Origin of the sequence: Lactobacillus sp. PV034 (assembly GCF_014522305.1) — a bacterium.
Lineage (GTDB): Bacteria > Bacillota > Bacilli > Lactobacillales > Lactobacillaceae > Lactobacillus.
Window position 1 is genome coordinate 1,320,888 of the sequence record NZ_CP041982.1, and the last position, 17,961, is coordinate 1,338,848.

A 17,961-nucleotide genomic window follows, 5' to 3' on the forward strand; every position below is an offset into this window, starting at 1 on the left:
AATGCAGTCATATGTCATGGCCTTAGACGAAGGAACCACCTCTACTAGAGCACTAATTTTTGACCATCAAGGGCAAAAAATTACTGAAGCACAACAAGAATTTAAGCAATATTTTCCTCATCCAGGCTGGGTAGAACATAATCCTGAAGAAATTTGGCAGGCAGTGCAGTCAACTATTGCGCAAGCTTTTATTAATTCTAATTTGCGCCCAGATCAGATTGTTTCTCTTGGTATTTCTAATCAGCGTGAAACCACTATTATTTGGGATAAGAAAACTGGAAAGCCAATTTATAATGCAATTGTCTGGCAATCTCGCCAAACTAATGAATTAGCAAATAAGTTAATTGATGAAGGGTATAAAGATCTAATTAGAGAAAAAACTGGATTAATTATTGATCCGTATTTTTCTGCAACAAAAATAAGATGGATTCTTGATCATGTGCCTGGAAGCCAGCAGCGTGCAGAAAATGGTGAACTGCTCTTTGGCACAATTGATAGTTGGTTGATTTGGAAATTAACAGGTGGAAAAGTTCATGCAACTGACTATACTAATGCTTCACGCACAATGTTGTTTAATATTCATCAACTAAAGTGGGATGAAGATATTTTAAAGCTGCTTAATATCCCTAAAAAACTCCTGCCCCAAGTTAAATCAAATTCTGAGATTTATGGTTATACTTTGCCATATCACTTTTTCGGTGGCAAAATTCCAATTGCTGGAGTTGCGGGTGATCAGCAAGCTGCCTTAATTGGACAAATGGGATTAGAACCTGGAACTGTAAAAAATACCTATGGTACTGGTTCTTTTATCGTGATGAATACTGGTGCTGAACCTACCAATTCAAACCACAATTTACTTACGACAATAGCTTATTATTTAGATGGCAAGGTAACTTATGCTTTAGAAGGATCAATTTTTGTAGCTGGCAGTGCCATCCAGTGGTTGCGTGATTCACTGCAATTAATAGATACGGCTGAAGATTCAGAAAAAGCAGCCGAAAGCTCTAAATCTCATAATGAAGTTTATGTTGTTCCTGCTTTTACGGGCTTAGGTGCGCCTTATTGGGATGCAGATGCACGCGGAGCAATTTTTGGCATAACACGGGGCACCAATCGTGCTGACTTGATTAAGGCTACGTTACAGTCACTTGCATATCAAACTAGGGATGTAGTTGATACAATGCAGGAAGATTCAAAAATTAATATCAAAACCTTAAGAGTAGATGGTGGAGCAAGTAGGAATAATTATCTCTTACAATTTCAGTCAGATATTTTAAATACAAAAATTGAACGTGCAAAAACTTCCGAGACTACAGGCTTAGGTGTAGCATTTTTAGCAGGTTTAGCAACTGGTTTTTGGAAAGATCAAGCCGAAATTGAAAAAATATTTCATGTAGGTAAAAGTTTTTCTCCACAAATGTCTGCTACTGAACGTGAACATTTATATAAAGGTTGGAAATGTGCTGTAAAAGCAACCCAAATGTTTAAAAATTAAGCTAAAAGGAAAAGAAAAATGACTGATAATAAGCGATTAATTACTTTTGACGGAACAGTTAATTTTAGGGATATTGGTGGTTATCAAGGAGCTAGCGGTAAGAAAACAAAATGGCATAAAATTTATCGGGCCGACTCTTTGAGCTCATTAAGTGATAATGATCAAGTTAGATTGACTGAGATGGGTGTAGTAATTGATTGTGATTTGCGATCAACTCATGAACAGACGATAGCTCCTGATAAATTGTGGGAAGGTGCTAAATATTTAGATTGTCATGTCTATGCTGAAAATTCGCAGGGTGATTTAATCGAAGATGATCATCAACTAGATGAATTTTTACATCAAATACCTAAAGTAGAAGGATATCTAGGGCAAATTTATCAAAATGTCCTTTTAAGTAAAGAAGGGCAAGCGGCATTCAGACAAGTTTTTGTACAATTACTTAATTTGGCTCCAGATAAAGCTTTAGTCTATCATTGTAGCGCTGGTAAAGATCGGACTGGAATGGTAACTGCTTTAATTTTAACGGGATTGGGAGTAGACGACAAAACGATTGCACAAGATTATTTGTTGACTAATGAGCTTTTTCCTTATGGTTTAAGAAAACAAATTCCTAGTGATTCTGATATGATTAAATTAGTTAATCGCATGAATGTGACTGCCGGTGAAGGCCGGGCTATTAAAGGGATTACGCAGACTTTACGTGATGGCTTTGGAGGCTTTGATATTTACTTTACCAAGATTTTAGGTTTTACTCAGGAAGACTTAAAAAAATTAAGATCATTATATCTAGAATAAAAAGCTAGTACTAAGTGAACTGAGACCTAAAAAGAAGTATTAATTCACATAGGTATTGATACAGTAAACCTTAAAGGTAAGCATTTCACCAGTGATGTAAAACAAGGCGAACATGTTGAAAAGGGTCAAAAACTTGGAACCGCTGATATTTCAGCAATTGTTTCAGATGGTTATGATCCAACTGTAATGGTCGTTGTTACTAACACTCCTAATTACGCTAATGTACAAAGAATTGATGGCGAAAACAAGCAACATGGTGATGATTTGATCGCAACTACAGCTCGTTAAAATCAAGAAAGACTCGCAGAGACGAGTCTTTTTTTGATAAAAATTACATAATTTTGTTTTCTTTTAACTAACTGAACTAGAATAGATGTAGTAAGTTTAAAAGTTAGGAAAGAAAATACTAAGTTAATTAATCATCTAGATTTTAGTGCTAAAAAGAAGGAATAAAGAAGGGATGGAATAAAAGTGACAGCCAAGGTTTTGTATCAGATTTCAGCAAACGATAAACTTTCAATTGAAGATTTAAAAGATTTGGGTGTTGATGGAGTTTATTTAACTGATGTATTAACTGATAAAGATGAAATAATGAAGCAGGCTCAAGAAGCGGGACTAGATATTATTGAGCAAAAGAATTTACCAATTAATCAAGATTTAACAAATATGATTTTAAATGAACTTAGAGCGCCAGCTAAGCCTAAACTTGATTTTCTTGGAAAAGTAAATCAGCTCCTTAAGTCTGAATATGCAAGCGGTTTGTTAAACTTAGGTGATGATGATAAGTTATTACAAATGCAAGCATTAGCAATGCTGGCACTATTAGCTGACCAATTAGTAGTTCCGGCAAATTTAATTGGAGAAAAGGATTCTCAAGAACGACGACAAATTAAAAAATTAATTAATTTAAAAAAATCACAAACTGCTGGGTCTAGTATTATTCATATTACTGAAAATGATCTAATTGAAATTCAAAAGGGAAAGTTGACAGGATACTTTAATACAAGCGCAACAGCACTTGGTTTTAATTCGACTAGTAGTTGGATTCAAAACTACTTAGTTGGACAGCTTCTTCCTAAAGGAGTAGTTATCAAAGAAGATTAAGATGTTAGAAGTAAAACAAGCAGATATAACCAAATTAAAAGTAGATGCCATTGTAAATGCAGCTAATAAAAGTCTATTAGGTGGTGGTGGCGTTGATGGAGCAATTCATGCAGCAGCTGGTCCGCTATTATTAGAAGAGTGCCGCAAACTTCATGGTTGCAACACTGGTGAAGCTAAAATTACTAAAGGCTATAACTTACCAGCAAAGTTTGTTATTCATACTGTAGGACCAATTTATCGGTTTCATACCTCAACAGAAAATAGTAAGCTATTAGCTGATTGCTACAGAAATAGTTTAAAATTAGCACAAAAATACCAATTAAAAAGTTTGGCTTTTTCTAGCATTTCAACCGGAGTTTATGGTTATCCTAAAAAAGAGGCAGCAGAAATAGCGGTGAGGACAGTGAAAAGTTGGTTAATAGAAACAAAATATCAGATAAATATTATATTTTGTGTTTTTGATCATGAAAATAAAGAGATATATCAAGGCTTAATAAACAAAAATCTTAGTTAGAATTATTCTAACTAAGATTTTTTGTTCTATTTAATTTGACTAAAAAATGCGGTAAAGATTTCTTCTTGTTCAGGATTATTGGTTAAAAGATCAGGACGCCATTGAACGCCTTGCATTAAACCGTCATTTGAAGCAATTGCTTCGATAATGCCATCAGGGGCAGTAGCAATAATATTGAAGTTGTCAGCAATATTTTTAATTGCTTGATGATGATAACTGTTTACATATGGATGGTTACCGATAATTTGGGCTAGGTGACTTTCTGGAGTGACATTTACATGGTGGCTAGGTTGTGATAAATTGCTTGCTTGAAGATGCTGAATACCAGCACCAGAGTTTTGACCATAAATATCTTGAAAAAGTGAGCCTCCAAAGGCAACGTTTAAGATTTGCATTCCGCGACTAATTCCTAGAATGGGAAGATTTGCTTCGTGACTAGCCTTGATTAAATTAAGTTCGTATTGATCGCGTTCAGGATCGGTTTTTCTTAATTCAGGTAAAGGTTCTTCATTATAAAAAATCGGAGTAATATCATCTCCATCAGTTAAAATTAAAGCATCAAAATCAGTTTGAGGCTCTGGCATGGCTTTTAAACTTGCTGGAGCTAAGATAATAGGTAAAAATCCATTTTTAGTTACGAGGTCAATTATTGAACGGTCAATTGTCAGTTGATTATTTTTAATAGCTGCTGTGATAGCGATTTTTTTCATTAAATCAGCTCTCCTTTTTTATTATCATCTTGATAAGCTCTGCCATAATTCTAGCATATCTTGTTTTAACACTTTGAATTTTAAAATTAATTTAAATTACAGCAAAATATGTGGATCAGAGATGTTTATCGTAGATAATAGATTATCATTGAAATTGAAAGTAAGTAAGGGATGGAATTATGAATGATTCAAATTTTACACCAAAACAGAATCAGACAAATAAAAACTCTGCCAAGAGTCAAAATTTAACCCGAAAGCAATATCGTAAGCAAGCAGAGCAAGAGAATAAGACTAATGTTTGGGATTTAGCCATTGATCGTCCTTATATAGCGGTAGCTGTTGTGGTTTTAGGCTTACTTTTTATTATGACCAAATGGTGGCTTGGCTTAGGTATTTTATTTTTATTAGTGATCATAGGTATAGTAATAATTTCTTATAGTAAGACACCGTCAAAAACTCTAAGTATTGAATTTAAATTAGGCGGGTCTCGAAAATTAAATGCCTTAAAAGCTCTTCAATTTGGAGCAGCAATGATAATGTTTTTAGCTACGTATATGCGACAAGTGGTCGTCATTAATTTTCAGATCACAGGTGCGCAAGATAGCTTAAAAGTCATCCAAGGCGCAGCTGCTCAAACTAATAATACGTATGCAACGCAGGGAGCTAATGCACTTGGGATTTTGGATAATTTAATGAATGGGTCACTTTGGGGAACTTATCGCTATGCAACTAATAGTGCTCAGTTTATGAGTGATCCCAACGGAAAATGGATTATGATTTGGACATTCCTGTTAATGCTGGCACCAGCATTTTGTGTAATTGGGCAATTCTTTAGAGAACCATATTCACGGCGGACAATGCTGGTTTGTTCAGGGTTATCTGTAGTATTATTCATTTTAACTCCTTCATTAATTATTCATTGGGGCACCTTATATGGAATTAACCATCAAATGAATCAAGAACAAATTCACCAAATGTTTAGTATTGGTTACATGGCTTATCCCGCTATCTTGTGTGCAGTTTTAGTTTTTATTATTGCTTTATATCGCAGTATTAAAAGAGATAACTTTCATTGATATTGATTGTTAATTTTTATAAAATCTGAAATATAAAAGCTGCTTATTAGCGGCCTTTTTTGTTAATAAAAAAGCTCCTTCATATAAATGAAGGAGCTAAAGTTAAGGAAAGCTACAAAAATTTTATGAAAGCGGTTTAATCACTTTCTAAATCATATTCTAGCCGATATTATTGTAATGTCAATTATAAAGTGTTGTAAGGAGTGATAATTATGAATAATGATCCTTTAGTCTTCAAGTTAGCTACAGCTAAGAATAAACCCTCTAGTTTTAGAAAAGATAAAAGTCATAGTTGTCCCTTCTGTGATGTAGCTAGCCTGGATAATATTTATCAAAAAGAAGGCGACTTGATGTGGTTACACAATCGTTTTCCAACTTTAAAAGATACTTTACAAACCGTATTAATTGAATCTGCCGATCATAATGGTGATATTAGTAATTATACTAAGGCTCATAACCGAAAATTAATGAAATTTGCTCTACAGTGTTTTAATGAAGTTATTAGCACTAATAAATACCAGTCAGTACTGTGGTATAAAAATTTTGGCCCTTTATCTCGTGGATCCCTAGTACATCCTCATATGCAAATTGTTGGCTTAGAACATGAAGATGGTTATAAATATATTCACAAAAATAACTTTACTGGAATCTCAGTATTTGAAAATGAACGAGTAGAAGTAAATATGGCGCTTCATCCAGTTCAAGGCTATCAGGAAATTAATATAAATCTAAATGATTCACAAAATGATGTTGCTATAGATAATTGGGCTGATTGGATTCAAATAGCTACGCAATATACCTTACAAGAAATGTATCACAGTCGCTGCACTTCTTATAATTTATTTTTTTATCCTTATGAAAGTAACGGTAAGAAACGCATTTGTGCAAAATTAATTCCAAGATTTTATGCTCCTCCTTATTTTGTAGGATACAAATTATCACAAAGAAATGATAAAATTAGCTTAGAAGAAGAAGGTAAAAAATTATTTAATTTTAATTTGATGCAAAGTAAATAAAATATAATATCACGTGTTATAATATTATTGATTGATAGATTCAGCCATATTAAGGACTTGATACCAATGCTAAAAGATGAATTAGAAGATTTAATCCCAGCTAAAGAAGTAGATGTAGGTGTATTGTTATGCTATGGAAAGGATATCCTTTTTAAGCATAATGCAGATAAAAGCTTTTCTGCTGCTGGTTTTATTGATTTAGGAATTGCTGCATATATAGAAGACCAATGGAAACAAAATCCTGAAATTTTAGATGAAACGCTCGAAGTAACCGATTTATCCAGGGTTAGAGGAACCGGAATAATTAGTAAATTAGGTCAAAGTAAATGGTCAATTAGAGATTTGCTTTACTTGATGATGGCAATAGGAGATAATGCTGCAAGTAACCTATTAATTGAGCGTTTTGATATCTACGAAATTGATGAATGGTTGAAGAAAAATCATCCGGGGATGCGTTTGGGAAGAGAATTTATGCGTTATTCTCCAACTGGTCAAGATAATGAAGTAACGGCAGAAAGTGTGATGAAGTTACTCGACCACTTTATGATTAGTAAAAATCCATTTAGTGAAATTGTTAGATCAGGATTAGAAAACCACTCAACCTTGTTTAACTTATTAGCTTTAGAAAATACTGAATTACCTACTTTTAATAAAATGAGTCAATTTTCACATTTGATTCATGAAGCTAGTGCCTTAAGAACTCAAAAGGGCCCTTTAAGTGTGGTAGTCCTAACTAAATTTAAAGATAATAAGAGTGAAGATATCAAATTTTTGCAGAATTTTGGTAAAACTCTCTATGCAAAAGTTTCAATTCCGCAATTACCAAAGACTGGGTTAACTGATAATAAAAAATAATTTTTAAAAGACTGTTTTGAAAAGAAACAGTCTTTTTTGTATCATCGATATGAAAAAATAATTAACGGTGATAGAAATAAAATGAAAAAATTTTTTCAAGATATCAAAGTATATTCAGAATATTTTAGAAACTATATTTGGCGCTATTTATTACTTTTTATTGGCTTAGAGCTTTTTGATGTATTACTCATAATCCCGATTTTTCGAGCTCTTGCTACTATTACGCTTCAAGCAAGTGCAATTCCATTTATCTCCTATCAGAATATTATTACTATTTTAACAACTCACAGTTTAGTTGCACTTGCCCTATTGTTAGAATTAATCTGTTTAATTTTAATAATTTATGGTCAATTTACTTTCTTAATGGTTGCGGTAAAAAATATTTCTCTTAGCTTTAACAAAGTATTACTGCAAACTTGGATTGCGGTGAAAAGAATACGCTTAGGTTCACTTTTATTACTAATGGCGTATTTTGTTCTAATCGTTCCTTTTGCTGATTTAGTATTTCGGACTCCGCTTCTTGCAAAAATTCAAATTCCGGAATTTATATTAGATTACATGATGCGTAAGCCGGTATTTTGCGTCAGTATGTTAATAATTTATAGTATTATCTTGATTTTAGGTGCTAGGTTATTATTAACGTTGCCAATAATGGCATTTAAAGGACAGTCAAGTTGGTCAGCCATGAAAAAAAGTTGGAAGCTAACTTCTAAAAAGACATGGTGGGCTATTATAAGTAGACTCATTGCAGTATCGGTTTTAAGTATAGGAATTTTAGCAGCTTATGATGGAAGCTTACTTTTATGTCAATTTCTGTGGAATACTTGGGGTAAAAGTTGGGATCAAATTTTTATTTATTTAAACTTATTATTGGTACAGTTCGGCTCCGTACTTGTATTAACTTGGTCAGGGGTGGTCTCATTTTTTATTATCTTCCAGCCATTGCATTTACAACTTGAATATTCTAATAAAAAATCTTTAAAAATAAATTGGCGCTTTTGTATTATCAGCTTAGTTGTCTATTTAGTTGCAATTAGCAGTGCCACTTGTGATAACGTATTTTACCTTCAGCAATTCACTCATCATCAACCTTTGATCATTTCACATCGAGGAGTAAGTGCAAAAAATGGCGTCCAGAATACTATTACAGCTTTGAAAAAGACAGCGAAATTACATCCTGATTATGTTGAAATTGATGTTCATGAAACTAAAGACAATCAGTTTGTGGTAATGCATGATGAAAATCTTAAGCAACTTGCAAAAGTGAATAAAAAGCCAAAAGAGTTAACACTTAAGCAATTAGAAAAAATAAGGCTTAGAGAAGATGGTCATCAAGCTAAAATTGCTAGCTTAGATAATTATTTAAAAGCTGCAAATCGTTTTCACCAGAAGTTATTAATTGAAATAAAAACAACTCCTCAAGATTCAAAATTAATGCTATCTCGTTTTAATCAAAAATATGGTTCTTTGATTAAGCACCGTCATTATCAAGTTCAGTCATTAGATTATAGTGTAATTGAACGCTTGCATAAGTTAGATGATCAAATCTTTGTGCTTTATATTCAGCCCTATAATTTTACTTATCCTTACAGCTTAGCTGATGGATATGCTATGGAATATTCTACTTTAAATAGTGATTTTATCACGCAAGCACATTTGCAGCACAAACCAGTTTATGCGTGGACTGTAAATAATTCTGGGGTAATGAAGCAGATGATGATTGAGGGTGTAGATGGAATTATTACTGATAATGTTAGTTTGTTACGAAGAAATATTAAAAATTTTGAGGGAAATCATTCGACAGTTAGTCAGTTGCTAAACTACATCATTGTTCTGCCTAATCCTTGGAATTAGTAACTACTAAAAAAGCTCTGATATTTAATCATAGCTTAAGTTTTAATATTTTGTTTCTTTAATATCATCCTCAGGACGATGTTCTTGTAGACGTAGACCATAAATTGTAAAGTCAGCATCATCAGGATCACGTTTTAGATCAATGGTTATTTCAGAACCATCTTGTGTAAAGTTAAGGTCTTTACGTGTATCAATCCACATCACTGTTTTAATCTCAGGTACATTATGAAGGGTAATTTTTTGTGAGAGTGGTTGATGAATAAAGACATAGATTTGATAATTAGCAACACTATTTCTGAAGATAGTGGCGTTACTATCGGTAGTAATATCTTTATCCGGACGTGCTTCGTAATAAGCATGGCCAAAGCGATCAATCCATTGGCGTAAAAGATCTAATTGTTTATATTCTTTGGAGTCTATTTCACCACTTTTATTTAACTTGATTTCAAAATAGATATTGTAATCATCTAAGCGAGCAGCCATTAATTTTGCTAAGATATCAGGGCCTGCAAGAGGAAGGGCAGGTCGAGGCTGACAAAACTTAATAGAATACTTTTGACAAGATTCTTTTAATAGTTTTTCTTGCATAGCATCGGCATCTTTAATACTTACACCGCGAAAGCCAGCATCACGTGCTTGACGTACTAAAAGATCAGCGTCAATACTGCCATCATTTCCATCAATTGTATATTGAAGAACAATTCCAATATTTAAATCTTCTTTTATTTCATCCATGTGGTTCACACCTTCTGTAATTATTTAACTTAATTATATAATTAATTAAAAATATAAGGGAGAGAAAGATATGAAAATTATAATTGCGCCAGCTAAAAAGATGGTAATTGATCAAGACAGCTTTCCGATAAGATCAATGCCAGATTTTTTAGATAAAACTCAAATACTATGGGATTTCTTAAAAAGTCGAGACTATGCTCAGTTAAAAGACATTTGGCGAGCAAATGACAAAATTGTCAAAGAAAATCAATTGCGCTTACAAAATGAAGATCTTAAAAAGCAGTTAACGCCAGCAATATTTGCTTATTCAGGCTTGCAATATCAATATATTGGAGCGGGTGTTTTAGAACAAGAAGGGTTAGATTATCTGCAAGAAAATTTACGTGTCGTATCAGGCCTTTACGGGCTTTTGCGCCCTTTTGATGGGATTATACCTTATAGACTAGAGATGCAAAATAAGTTAGTTGGATTTCGAGATTATAGTCTTTATCATTTTTGGAATGACAGGCTATATCAGGCAATCTATCAAGAAGACGAAGTAGTCATTAATTTAGCTTCAAAAGAATATTCTCGACTTTTTACCCCTTATATTAAAGAGAATCAGCAATTTATTACGATTGAATTTTTAGAAGAAAAGCATGGAAAATGGCGACAGTCAGCAACTCATGCAAAAATGGCACGTGGTGCAATGGTTCGCTTTATGGCACAAAATCAAGTAACAAATATACACGAACTTCAGGCATTTAATGATTTTGGTTACCATTTTGATGAGGAAAGTAGCACTTCTAATAAATATGTTTTTAAAAAGGAGGTAGAAGTTAATTAATTATCTTTTTTATGAGTTAAAGGATAATTCCCAATGTACCAGAAAATTAGAGCACTAACTTCACAAATTAAAATTATCCAGCTCATGGGAGCATAAGTAGTAGTACCAGCCATCCCAACTAAAGGTGAGATAAAGCCACCTAGTAGATTTTGCGTAAGCCCAATAATAGCTGATGCCGTACCTGCTAAGTCACGTTCTTGCTCTAGCGCTAGAGCAGATCCAAGAGGATTTCCAACTCCTACTATTGAAACTATTAAGAACAATGGCAAGACTACGTAATCTAAGCGATGTGGTAAGAGCAGGGTAATAAGTAAACTTATGGCTGCTAATATTGCAATAATTATTCCACCAAAGAGAACTTTTTCTTGTTTAAATTTTTGGACTAGTTTTGATCCTAGCCAAGTGAAGACAACTTGACCAATTCCGTTAACTGCATATAAAAGGCTAAAAGAAAAAGCAGATATCTTGAATAGATCTTGTAGCATAAAACTGGAACCTGCAATGTAAGCATAGAGGGCACCAGTCATTAGCGTGCTTACTAGAGTAAAAGAAATAAAAATAGGATTTTTAAGGATTTGCTTAAATTGAGAGCCTAACTTATCTCTATGTGAATTAGTTTGTGTAAGAGTTTCTTTAAAACCCAATACACTAAAGAATAGTAATAAACCGATTATTGCCAGGGTAATAAAGATTAGACGCCAGTCACTAAACAAGAGAAAGAATCCTCCAATTGTTGGCGCAATAACGGGGAAAATACTATTAACGGCCATTAAAAGATAAAAGTAGTGGGCAAATTCTTTTCCCTTAAAGATATCAGAACACATTGCTTTTGAGGTAACAATTCCCACAGAGCCAGCTAGTCCTTGTATTAAACGAAATCCAACAAAAAAGTAAATATTAGGACTAAGGGCTAAAGCTAATGATGAAAGTGTGAATACTAAAAGACTAATAAGCGTTGGCTTTTTGCGACCAATTCGATCTGTTAAGGGACCAAACATAATTTGTCCAAAGGCTAATCCAAATAAGCAAGTTGTAATAGATAATTGGGTTAGTGAAGCAGTGGTAGATAAATCTTTTTGTAAGTCGGGTAAGGCGGAAGCATACATGTCTAAGGAAAGTGGGCCAAAGGCAGAAAGAGTTCCGAGAATAAAAATGATCCAGCTTTTCTTTAGATTGCTCATATAGTGGCTCCTTATAACTCATTTTTAATATATTCTATAGTGTATTGTAGCTTAACTTTGTGTTTTTATACTATAACTTATAAAATATACATATACATTACATAATTTAATAGAAGGAGGATACAAATGGAAGTTGTACTCTTGCGGCATGGAACCACTGAATTGAATAAAGCAAGAAAAATTCAGGGATCACGTGTAGATCCTAGTTTAAGCGAGGATGGTCGTGCTTATGCTGAAAAAGCAGCTAAAAATTTTGATGCCTCTAAGTTTGATGCGGTTTACGTTAGTCCACTAAAACGAGCTCAAGAAACAGCAAGAATTTTTGTTGGCCCTGACATTCCTATTAAAACTGATAAACGCTTAGAAGAATTAGATTATGGTGATTGGGATGGAAAGTCTTCTCAGGAGTTTAAAAAACTTTATCCAGATGCTTTTGATCATCGTGGTTTATTAACAGACAATATGTACAAGTATAATAAAAATGCCGAGACGAGAAAGCAATTTGAAGAGCGACTAGCTGATTTCTTCGATGAATTATATAAAAAAAATCCTGATAAAAAGATCTTAGTTGTTTGTCATGGGGTAGTAAGCCGTATGATTGTTGCCCATTATTTAACCAATGGTGATATCAGCTATTTTGACCAAATGGAAAATTGTGGTTTAGCAAAACTGCATATTAGTAACGATCAGACTAGTTTAGTATTTTGGAATAGAGTATTAGCATAAGGAAATATTGATAAAGAAAAAAGAAGTGGGAGACCGCTTCTTTTTTGGTATACAATTTATTATAGATTGACAGTAAGTAAAAATGAGTTTAGGATAAGAAAGTGAAAAAAAGTGACACAGTGTCACTTTTAAAAGAAAAATGGTTAAAAGTACATTTCATAATTTGTCAGATGAAAAGAAAAAACGTGTATCTGAGGCGTTGTTGCGGGAATTTAGTGAGTATCCATTAGCACAAGCGCAAGTGGCACGAATTGTAAAAGATGCGCAAATTGCACGTGGAGCTTTTTATAAATACTTTGATGATTTAGAAGATGCCTATACCTATATTTATGGACAGGCTATGCAAAGTATTCATTTAGGAGTTGGTAAAATGATGCATAAATTTGATGAGCAGGCATTTTACCAAATGACAGTGAGTTTTATAGAGGAGACTAGTAATAGTAAGTATTACGAATTAATTAAGTTACATTTATCATGTAATGACCAGCTAATTCACTCTAATCGAATGGAAAAAAGTAGAAAAACACTGCCACTAAATGCGCAAATATGGAGTGCAATGATTTTAAGCCATGAAGTTGTGAATCTTGTTTTATTTGATCCGGAAAATAAAGAAAAATACCTAGAACGATATAAAACAAGTTTGAATTTGTTAAAAAGTGGTGACTAATAAATGTTTTTAGCATTGAAAGAGATTAAATATGAGAAGTTTAGGTATGGCTTAATTACCTTTATGATATTCTTAATTGCTTATTTAATTTTTATGTTATCTTCACTATCAGTTGGATTAGCCTCTGAAAATACTCAAGCGCTTAAAAGTTGGCACGTTCAATCAGTGGTACTTAATTCAAATTCAAATATTAACTTAACGCAGTCTTTGTTAACTAAAGATGATGTAAAAAATATAAAACTAGGCAATGATAGTGCTTATGTGGGTTTGGTTCCAGTAGTAGTAAAAATGCCGAAGCAAGAAACACAATCTGCACAATTTATCGGGTTAGATAAAAGCCAATATATTTACAAAAATTTATCTTTAGAAAGTGGTAGAAGAGCAAAGACTAATCAAGAAGTCGCTGTGGATACAAGTTTTAAAGATGATGGTTATAAATTAGGCGACAAAATTACTCTGAATGGTGGAAAAGATAAATATAAGATTGTTGGCTTTGTAAATGATGCCAAGATTAATATTGCTCCAATTATTTATGGAAATATAGCTACTTGGAAGAAGCTGCGCCCTTTGGCACACAATGTAGTAGCTTCAGGAATAATGTCACAAAAGAAACTTAATGAGAAAACCGACAATATTGCTAGCTATGGTGTAAAAACTTTTATCAATAAGTTACCAGGATATTCGGCACAAAATATGACTTTTGAATTAATGATAGGATTTTTATTTGTCATTTCTTTAATTGTAATTGCGGTTTTCCTATATATTTTGACAATTCAAAAGTTACCTAACTATGCAGTATTACGTGCCCAAGGAATCCCAACTCGGACTTTAATCAGCGCAACTATCAGTCAATCGGTAATTTTGACATTTGCCGGAACTTTAATTGCGTGGATAATAATGTACCTAATGACATTGATAATTCCTCCGGTAGTACCGCTTGATTTTGCTCCTTGGATTATGATCTCTGGTTTCGTAGGAATGTTAGTAATGGGCATAATTGGTGGTTTAATTCCAATTCGCTCCATTGTAAAAATTGATCCTGCAAAAGCAATAGGTTAAAAGGGAGGTAAAATAAAATGGCGGCAATATCATTAAAGGGTGTAAGTAAGATTTATGGTAAAGGAATTGCTCAAGTTACAGCTTTAAAAGATATTAATTTTACTGCTGATAAGGGGGAAGTGGTTCTTATCGTTGGACCTTCTGGAGCAGGAAAAAGCACTTTTTTAACAATTGCCGGAGCGCTACAAAAACCAACAACTGGAACTGTAATGATTGATAATAAAGATGTTAGTCATCTTAGTGATAAAGAAGCTAATAACTTACGATTAGAAAAAATTGGCTTTGTGCTTCAAGCTTATAATTTAGTGCCTTATCTTACTGTAAAGGAACAGTTTCTCTTAGTTGATAAAGTAAAAAAGCAAAATAATATGTCTCATGAAGCTTTGACGGATTTGATCAAGCAGTTGGGAATTGATATGTTGGTAAACAAATATCCTAATGAAATTTCTGGTGGACAAAAGCAAAGAGTGGCAATTGCTCGTGCGCTTTATGCTAATCCAGCAATTATTTTAGCGGATGAACCAACTGCTGCACTGGATAGTAAAAAAGTAGAAGAAGTTGGTCAATTGTTCAAAGATTTAGCGCAAAAGCAAAATAAAGCTTTAATTATTGTTACTCATGATATGCGCTTACACAAATATGCTAATAAGACTTATCAAATGCTTGATGGTCAATTACATGAAGAGAAATAAAAAATCACATTTCCGTTTGGAAATGTGATTTTTTTGTTATAAGTTAGGATCCATTTGAAAACGAAGTGGTGAATCCTCAGTTTGAAGGGTAATAAGCTTAGCAATCAAAGCTTGATAATTTTTAATAGCAATGTTTGCTAATTTTTTATTAGCTTCATTTATTAACTGCAATTGCGCATCTTTGTCATTAGTTTGGTGCAACTTATTATCATAGTCTACCCGAGTTTTAATGAGAGCTGCATTAGTTTCACTTTGGGTATTTCTTAAATAAGTGGAATATTTACTCCAATTTCGGTCAACTAGCACACTTGCCTCTTTAAAGACCCAGTAAGCTGAATTAGAAGTGAATTCTTTTTTGCCATATTTAAACATGGTTGGAACTTCAGTTCCTTGAGGGTAAAAGGGAATATAAACACTTTGAGCAGCAATTCCCATTGCAAGCCAGTGAATCATTTCATCATTGCGTAGTTGAAGTAAGTGAGATTCTTGCGTAGTAGCAACACTAATCGGTCTAAAAGTAGCATTATTCTTATTTTTACTTTTAGTTAAATCATATTCAGTTCCGTTGAAATGATCGCTAAGCACTCGTTGAGCTTCTTCAATGGCAATTGGATAATCTGGCTTTTGTAAAAATGGTAGTTCAAAACTTTCAGGATTTTGTGCAATTGAAGGGGTTAGTAATTTTTGACCAGACCAGACACGTGGAGTGTTATATGCTAAGTCTGAATCGTCATGAGTACCAAAAATTTTTCTAAAATTAAATGGCTGATCTTCTGGCCAAAGATGGTTTTGATATACAAATTCTCTAATTCCTGGAGAAGTAATAAAGTTATCCGGATCATCAAAGTCTATTAATTCAATTGCTAATTGGTTAGCAACTACTGCATAAGAATCATCTGGGATTCGTTGAGCTACATAGTGGTGCCCTGAGCCAATCTCCATGTACCATGCTTCATCACGATCAGCAAATAAAATACCGTTTGCTTCTGCGGAGCCGTGTTTTTGAACAATTTTTCCTAAACGTTCTACACCGGCACGAGCCGTTTTTACATAAGGAAGAACTACAGTAACCATTGCTTCTTCTAAAATTCCATCTTTAGTATTAAAAGGATCTAGAGCTTGAACACGATCGTTAGCATAAGCACTTTCTGTAGCACTCATGGCAACATGGTATTCATTGATGCCATCTTCTTCAAAGACACCATATTTATCTGTCCATTCTGGAGTAGAAGAATATGCGTAAGCAACCTCTGGTAAAGAAATAGAGAATTTATTATCCTTTGAACTAAATTTATTGTTTTTAATACTGCGATGGGCATTGAATGCTAGGTGTTTAGGCCAGGCTGTTTTTGCGTCTTCGTTACGCCCAATAATGACACTTCCATCAATACTAGCATTTTTGCCAATTAAAATGGAAGTACAAGAGGAGCGCCCAATTTTATTTATCATAATTTCACTCTTTCTAAGAATATAATATAATTAATATTGTATTACTGTGAGAATAAAATAAAAATACAATTGTGAGGTACAAATATGGCAGAATTTCCTGAAGATAAAGAAGTTATTTTATCTACTGACTACAAAAATCATAGTATTAATATGAATTTTTCAGATAATTTAGTGGATGATCGTGAAAAGGGATATATTTTATCAGCTGCCTTTTTTGCATTTGCTGCAAATCAAGGCTTAGATAAACAAGAAGTTATTGAAATGGTAAATTCTCATTATGATGAATTTACTGGAGATGATGGTGCTAGCTTGTTTAAACGATTATAAAAAAATTGTAATTTTTAAAGAAGATTGTGTACTTTTGTTATTTTTTGTTATATTATAATCATATAAGAAATAACACGTGTTTGTTAATTTTGAGTATTTTGTTATTTCATTGCTATAAGTTAAGTTTATTTTATGACAGAGGGTATAAAAATTGGCTAGAAGAAAAGAAATTGATAAAGAAAAAATATTAGATGGTGCCTATAAGCTGGCAGTTAAAGACGGAATTGAAAGTTTAACCGCAAGAAATATTGCCAAGGCGGTTCACTGTTCAACTCAACCTATTTATTTAGAATTTGAAAATATGACTGATTTGCGTAATCAAGTTTTAGGCAGAATTAGTAATGAATTAAAGACTAACACCTTGCAGCAAAACTTTACTGCTGAACCATTAATTGATTTAGCCTTATCATACATTTACTTTGCTAAAGACCATGTTGGCCTTTTCCGTGCAATGTTTGTTGATGGTAAGTTTGGTAGTAAGCTCATTTCAGACACTTTGATGGACTTAGGTACTGAGAAGTTTAAACAACAATTTGATGCAAGCGAATTTTCAAATGAAAGAATTCGTCATATTGTAATTACTACTTGGGTTTCAGCAACTGGTATTGCAGCTTTGCAAATTAATCAAACTGTTGACTTTAGTCAAGATCAAATGATTAATGTTTTAGAAGCACAAGTTCATGATGCTATGCTTAATGATCGTCTTACTAATACTGAAGAAAGTCCATTATTTGCAGCAGACGATGCCGCTTCTTTAGCTGAAAAATTAAGCTAATTAAGACACTTATTAGATGATGAAAAACTACTCCTCTGGGGGTAGTTTTTTATTTATAAAATTAAATTTGGTGTTTTATGGTGTAAACCGTATAATTGATAG

At 33.2% G+C, this 17,961-nt stretch carries 19 protein-coding genes and 1 pseudogene; 16 read left to right on the forward strand and 4 right to left on the reverse strand.

The genetic code is table 11. From position 1 onward, the window contains the following. The first annotated feature begins 1 nt into the window (after nt 1). The 5 genes and pseudogenes from glpK to FP432_RS06640 all read left to right on the forward strand — a co-directional run bounded on the left by glpK (nt 2) and on the right by FP432_RS06640 (nt 3,911). The gene (gene glpK / locus FP432_RS06620) at nt 2-1,495 is read left to right on the forward strand and encodes a glycerol kinase GlpK (RefSeq protein WP_265488531.1); all 1,494 of its coding nucleotides are present in this window, start codon (nt 2-4) and stop codon (nt 1,493-1,495) included. Nucleotides 1,496-1,513: 18 nt separating this feature from the next. Further along, complete coding sequence (locus FP432_RS06625; RefSeq protein WP_265488532.1) at nt 1,514-2,293, forward strand: tyrosine-protein phosphatase; 780 nt, start codon at nt 1,514-1,516, stop codon at nt 2,291-2,293. Between the two features lie 33 nt (nt 2,294-2,326). After that, nucleotides 2,327-2,581, forward strand: a pseudogene (locus tag FP432_RS06630) (PTS sugar transporter subunit IIA); the annotation flags it as partial. Nucleotides 2,582-2,764: 183 nt separating this feature from the next. Then, nucleotides 2,765-3,397, forward strand: coding sequence for a hypothetical protein (locus FP432_RS06635; RefSeq protein ID WP_265488533.1), 633 nt, complete (start codon nt 2,765-2,767; stop codon nt 3,395-3,397). Nucleotide 3,398: 1 nt separating this feature from the next. Beyond that, the gene (locus FP432_RS06640) at nt 3,399-3,911 is read left to right on the forward strand and encodes an O-acetyl-ADP-ribose deacetylase (RefSeq protein ID WP_265488534.1); all 513 of its coding nucleotides are present in this window, start codon (nt 3,399-3,401) and stop codon (nt 3,909-3,911) included. A 26-nt stretch (nt 3,912-3,937) separates the two neighbouring features. Here FP432_RS06640 and FP432_RS06645 read toward each other — a convergent pair whose 3' ends face one another. Next, nucleotides 3,938-4,621, reverse strand: a complete 684-nt coding sequence (locus FP432_RS06645; RefSeq protein WP_265488535.1) for a gamma-glutamyl-gamma-aminobutyrate hydrolase family protein — start codon at nt 4,619-4,621, stop codon at nt 3,938-3,940. Between the two features lie 179 nt (nt 4,622-4,800). Here FP432_RS06645 and FP432_RS06650 point away from each other — a divergent pair, with 179 nt between their 5' ends. From FP432_RS06650 to FP432_RS06665, 4 genes are all read left to right on the forward strand, one after another. Beyond that, nucleotides 4,801-5,697 (forward strand): cytochrome C5, encoded by an 897-nt coding sequence (locus tag FP432_RS06650; RefSeq protein ID WP_265488536.1) that lies wholly within the window; start codon nt 4,801-4,803, stop codon nt 5,695-5,697. 212 nt (nt 5,698-5,909) lie between these two features. Continuing rightward, entirely contained in the window at nt 5,910-6,713 is an 804-nt protein-coding gene (locus FP432_RS06655) for a DUF4931 domain-containing protein (protein ID WP_265488537.1), read from the forward strand. 66 nt (nt 6,714-6,779) lie between these two features. After that, nucleotides 6,780-7,568 (forward strand): serine hydrolase, encoded by a 789-nt coding sequence (locus tag FP432_RS06660; protein ID WP_265488538.1) that lies wholly within the window; start codon nt 6,780-6,782, stop codon nt 7,566-7,568. A gap of 81 nt (nt 7,569-7,649) precedes the next feature. Further along, nucleotides 7,650-9,422: a glycerophosphodiester phosphodiesterase gene (locus tag FP432_RS06665; RefSeq protein ID WP_265488539.1), complete on the forward strand. Its 1,773-nt coding sequence runs from the start codon at nt 7,650-7,652 to the stop codon at nt 9,420-9,422. Between the two features lie 42 nt (nt 9,423-9,464). Here FP432_RS06665 and FP432_RS06670 read toward each other — a convergent pair whose 3' ends face one another. Further along, nucleotides 9,465-10,157: a hypothetical protein gene (locus FP432_RS06670; RefSeq protein ID WP_265488540.1), complete on the reverse strand. Its 693-nt coding sequence runs from the start codon at nt 10,155-10,157 to the stop codon at nt 9,465-9,467. 70 nt (nt 10,158-10,227) lie between these two features. Here FP432_RS06670 and yaaA point away from each other — a divergent pair, with 70 nt between their 5' ends. After that, nucleotides 10,228-10,983, forward strand: a complete 756-nt coding sequence (gene yaaA / locus FP432_RS06675) for a peroxide stress protein YaaA (protein WP_265488541.1) — start codon at nt 10,228-10,230, stop codon at nt 10,981-10,983. Here the strand turns inward: yaaA and FP432_RS06680 are convergent. After that, nucleotides 10,980-12,164, reverse strand: coding sequence for a multidrug effflux MFS transporter (locus FP432_RS06680; protein WP_265488542.1), 1,185 nt, complete (start codon nt 12,162-12,164; stop codon nt 10,980-10,982). The two genes, yaaA and FP432_RS06680, sit on opposite strands and share 4 nt — an antisense overlap. A 126-nt stretch (nt 12,165-12,290) precedes the next feature. Between FP432_RS06680 and FP432_RS06685 the strand changes: the two genes are divergently transcribed. The 4 genes from FP432_RS06685 (at nt 12,291) to FP432_RS06700 (ending at nt 15,308) form a co-directional block, all read left to right on the forward strand. Then, on the forward strand, nt 12,291-12,890 hold the full coding sequence (locus tag FP432_RS06685) for a histidine phosphatase family protein (RefSeq protein ID WP_265488543.1): 600 nt from the start codon (nt 12,291-12,293) through the stop codon (nt 12,888-12,890). Nucleotides 12,891-13,029: 139 nt separating this feature from the next. Beyond that, nucleotides 13,030-13,557: a TetR/AcrR family transcriptional regulator gene (locus FP432_RS06690; protein ID WP_265488544.1), complete on the forward strand. Its 528-nt coding sequence runs from the start codon at nt 13,030-13,032 to the stop codon at nt 13,555-13,557. A gap of 3 nt (nt 13,558-13,560) precedes the next feature. Next, entirely contained in the window at nt 13,561-14,616 is a 1,056-nt protein-coding gene (locus FP432_RS06695) for an ABC transporter permease (RefSeq protein ID WP_265488545.1), read from the forward strand. A gap of 17 nt (nt 14,617-14,633) precedes the next feature. Continuing rightward, nucleotides 14,634-15,308 carry an ABC transporter ATP-binding protein gene (locus tag FP432_RS06700; RefSeq protein ID WP_265488546.1) on the forward strand — a complete coding sequence of 225 codons (675 nt, stop codon included), beginning with the start codon at nt 14,634-14,636 and terminating at the stop codon, nt 15,306-15,308. Nucleotides 15,309-15,344: 36 nt separating this feature from the next. Here the strand turns inward: FP432_RS06700 and FP432_RS06705 are convergent, their stop codons facing one another. Continuing rightward, on the reverse strand, nt 15,345-16,757 hold the full coding sequence (locus tag FP432_RS06705; RefSeq protein WP_265488547.1) for a C69 family dipeptidase: 1,413 nt from the start codon (nt 16,755-16,757) through the stop codon (nt 15,345-15,347). Between the two features lie 84 nt (nt 16,758-16,841). Here FP432_RS06705 and FP432_RS06710 point away from each other — a divergent pair, with 84 nt between their 5' ends. Continuing rightward, nucleotides 16,842-17,084, forward strand: a complete 243-nt coding sequence (locus tag FP432_RS06710; RefSeq protein WP_265488549.1) for a hypothetical protein — start codon at nt 16,842-16,844, stop codon at nt 17,082-17,084. A gap of 151 nt (nt 17,085-17,235) precedes the next feature. Beyond that, nucleotides 17,236-17,859, forward strand: coding sequence for a TetR/AcrR family transcriptional regulator (locus tag FP432_RS06715; RefSeq protein WP_265488550.1), 624 nt, complete (start codon nt 17,236-17,238; stop codon nt 17,857-17,859). Nucleotides 17,860-17,961 lie beyond the last annotated feature (102 nt).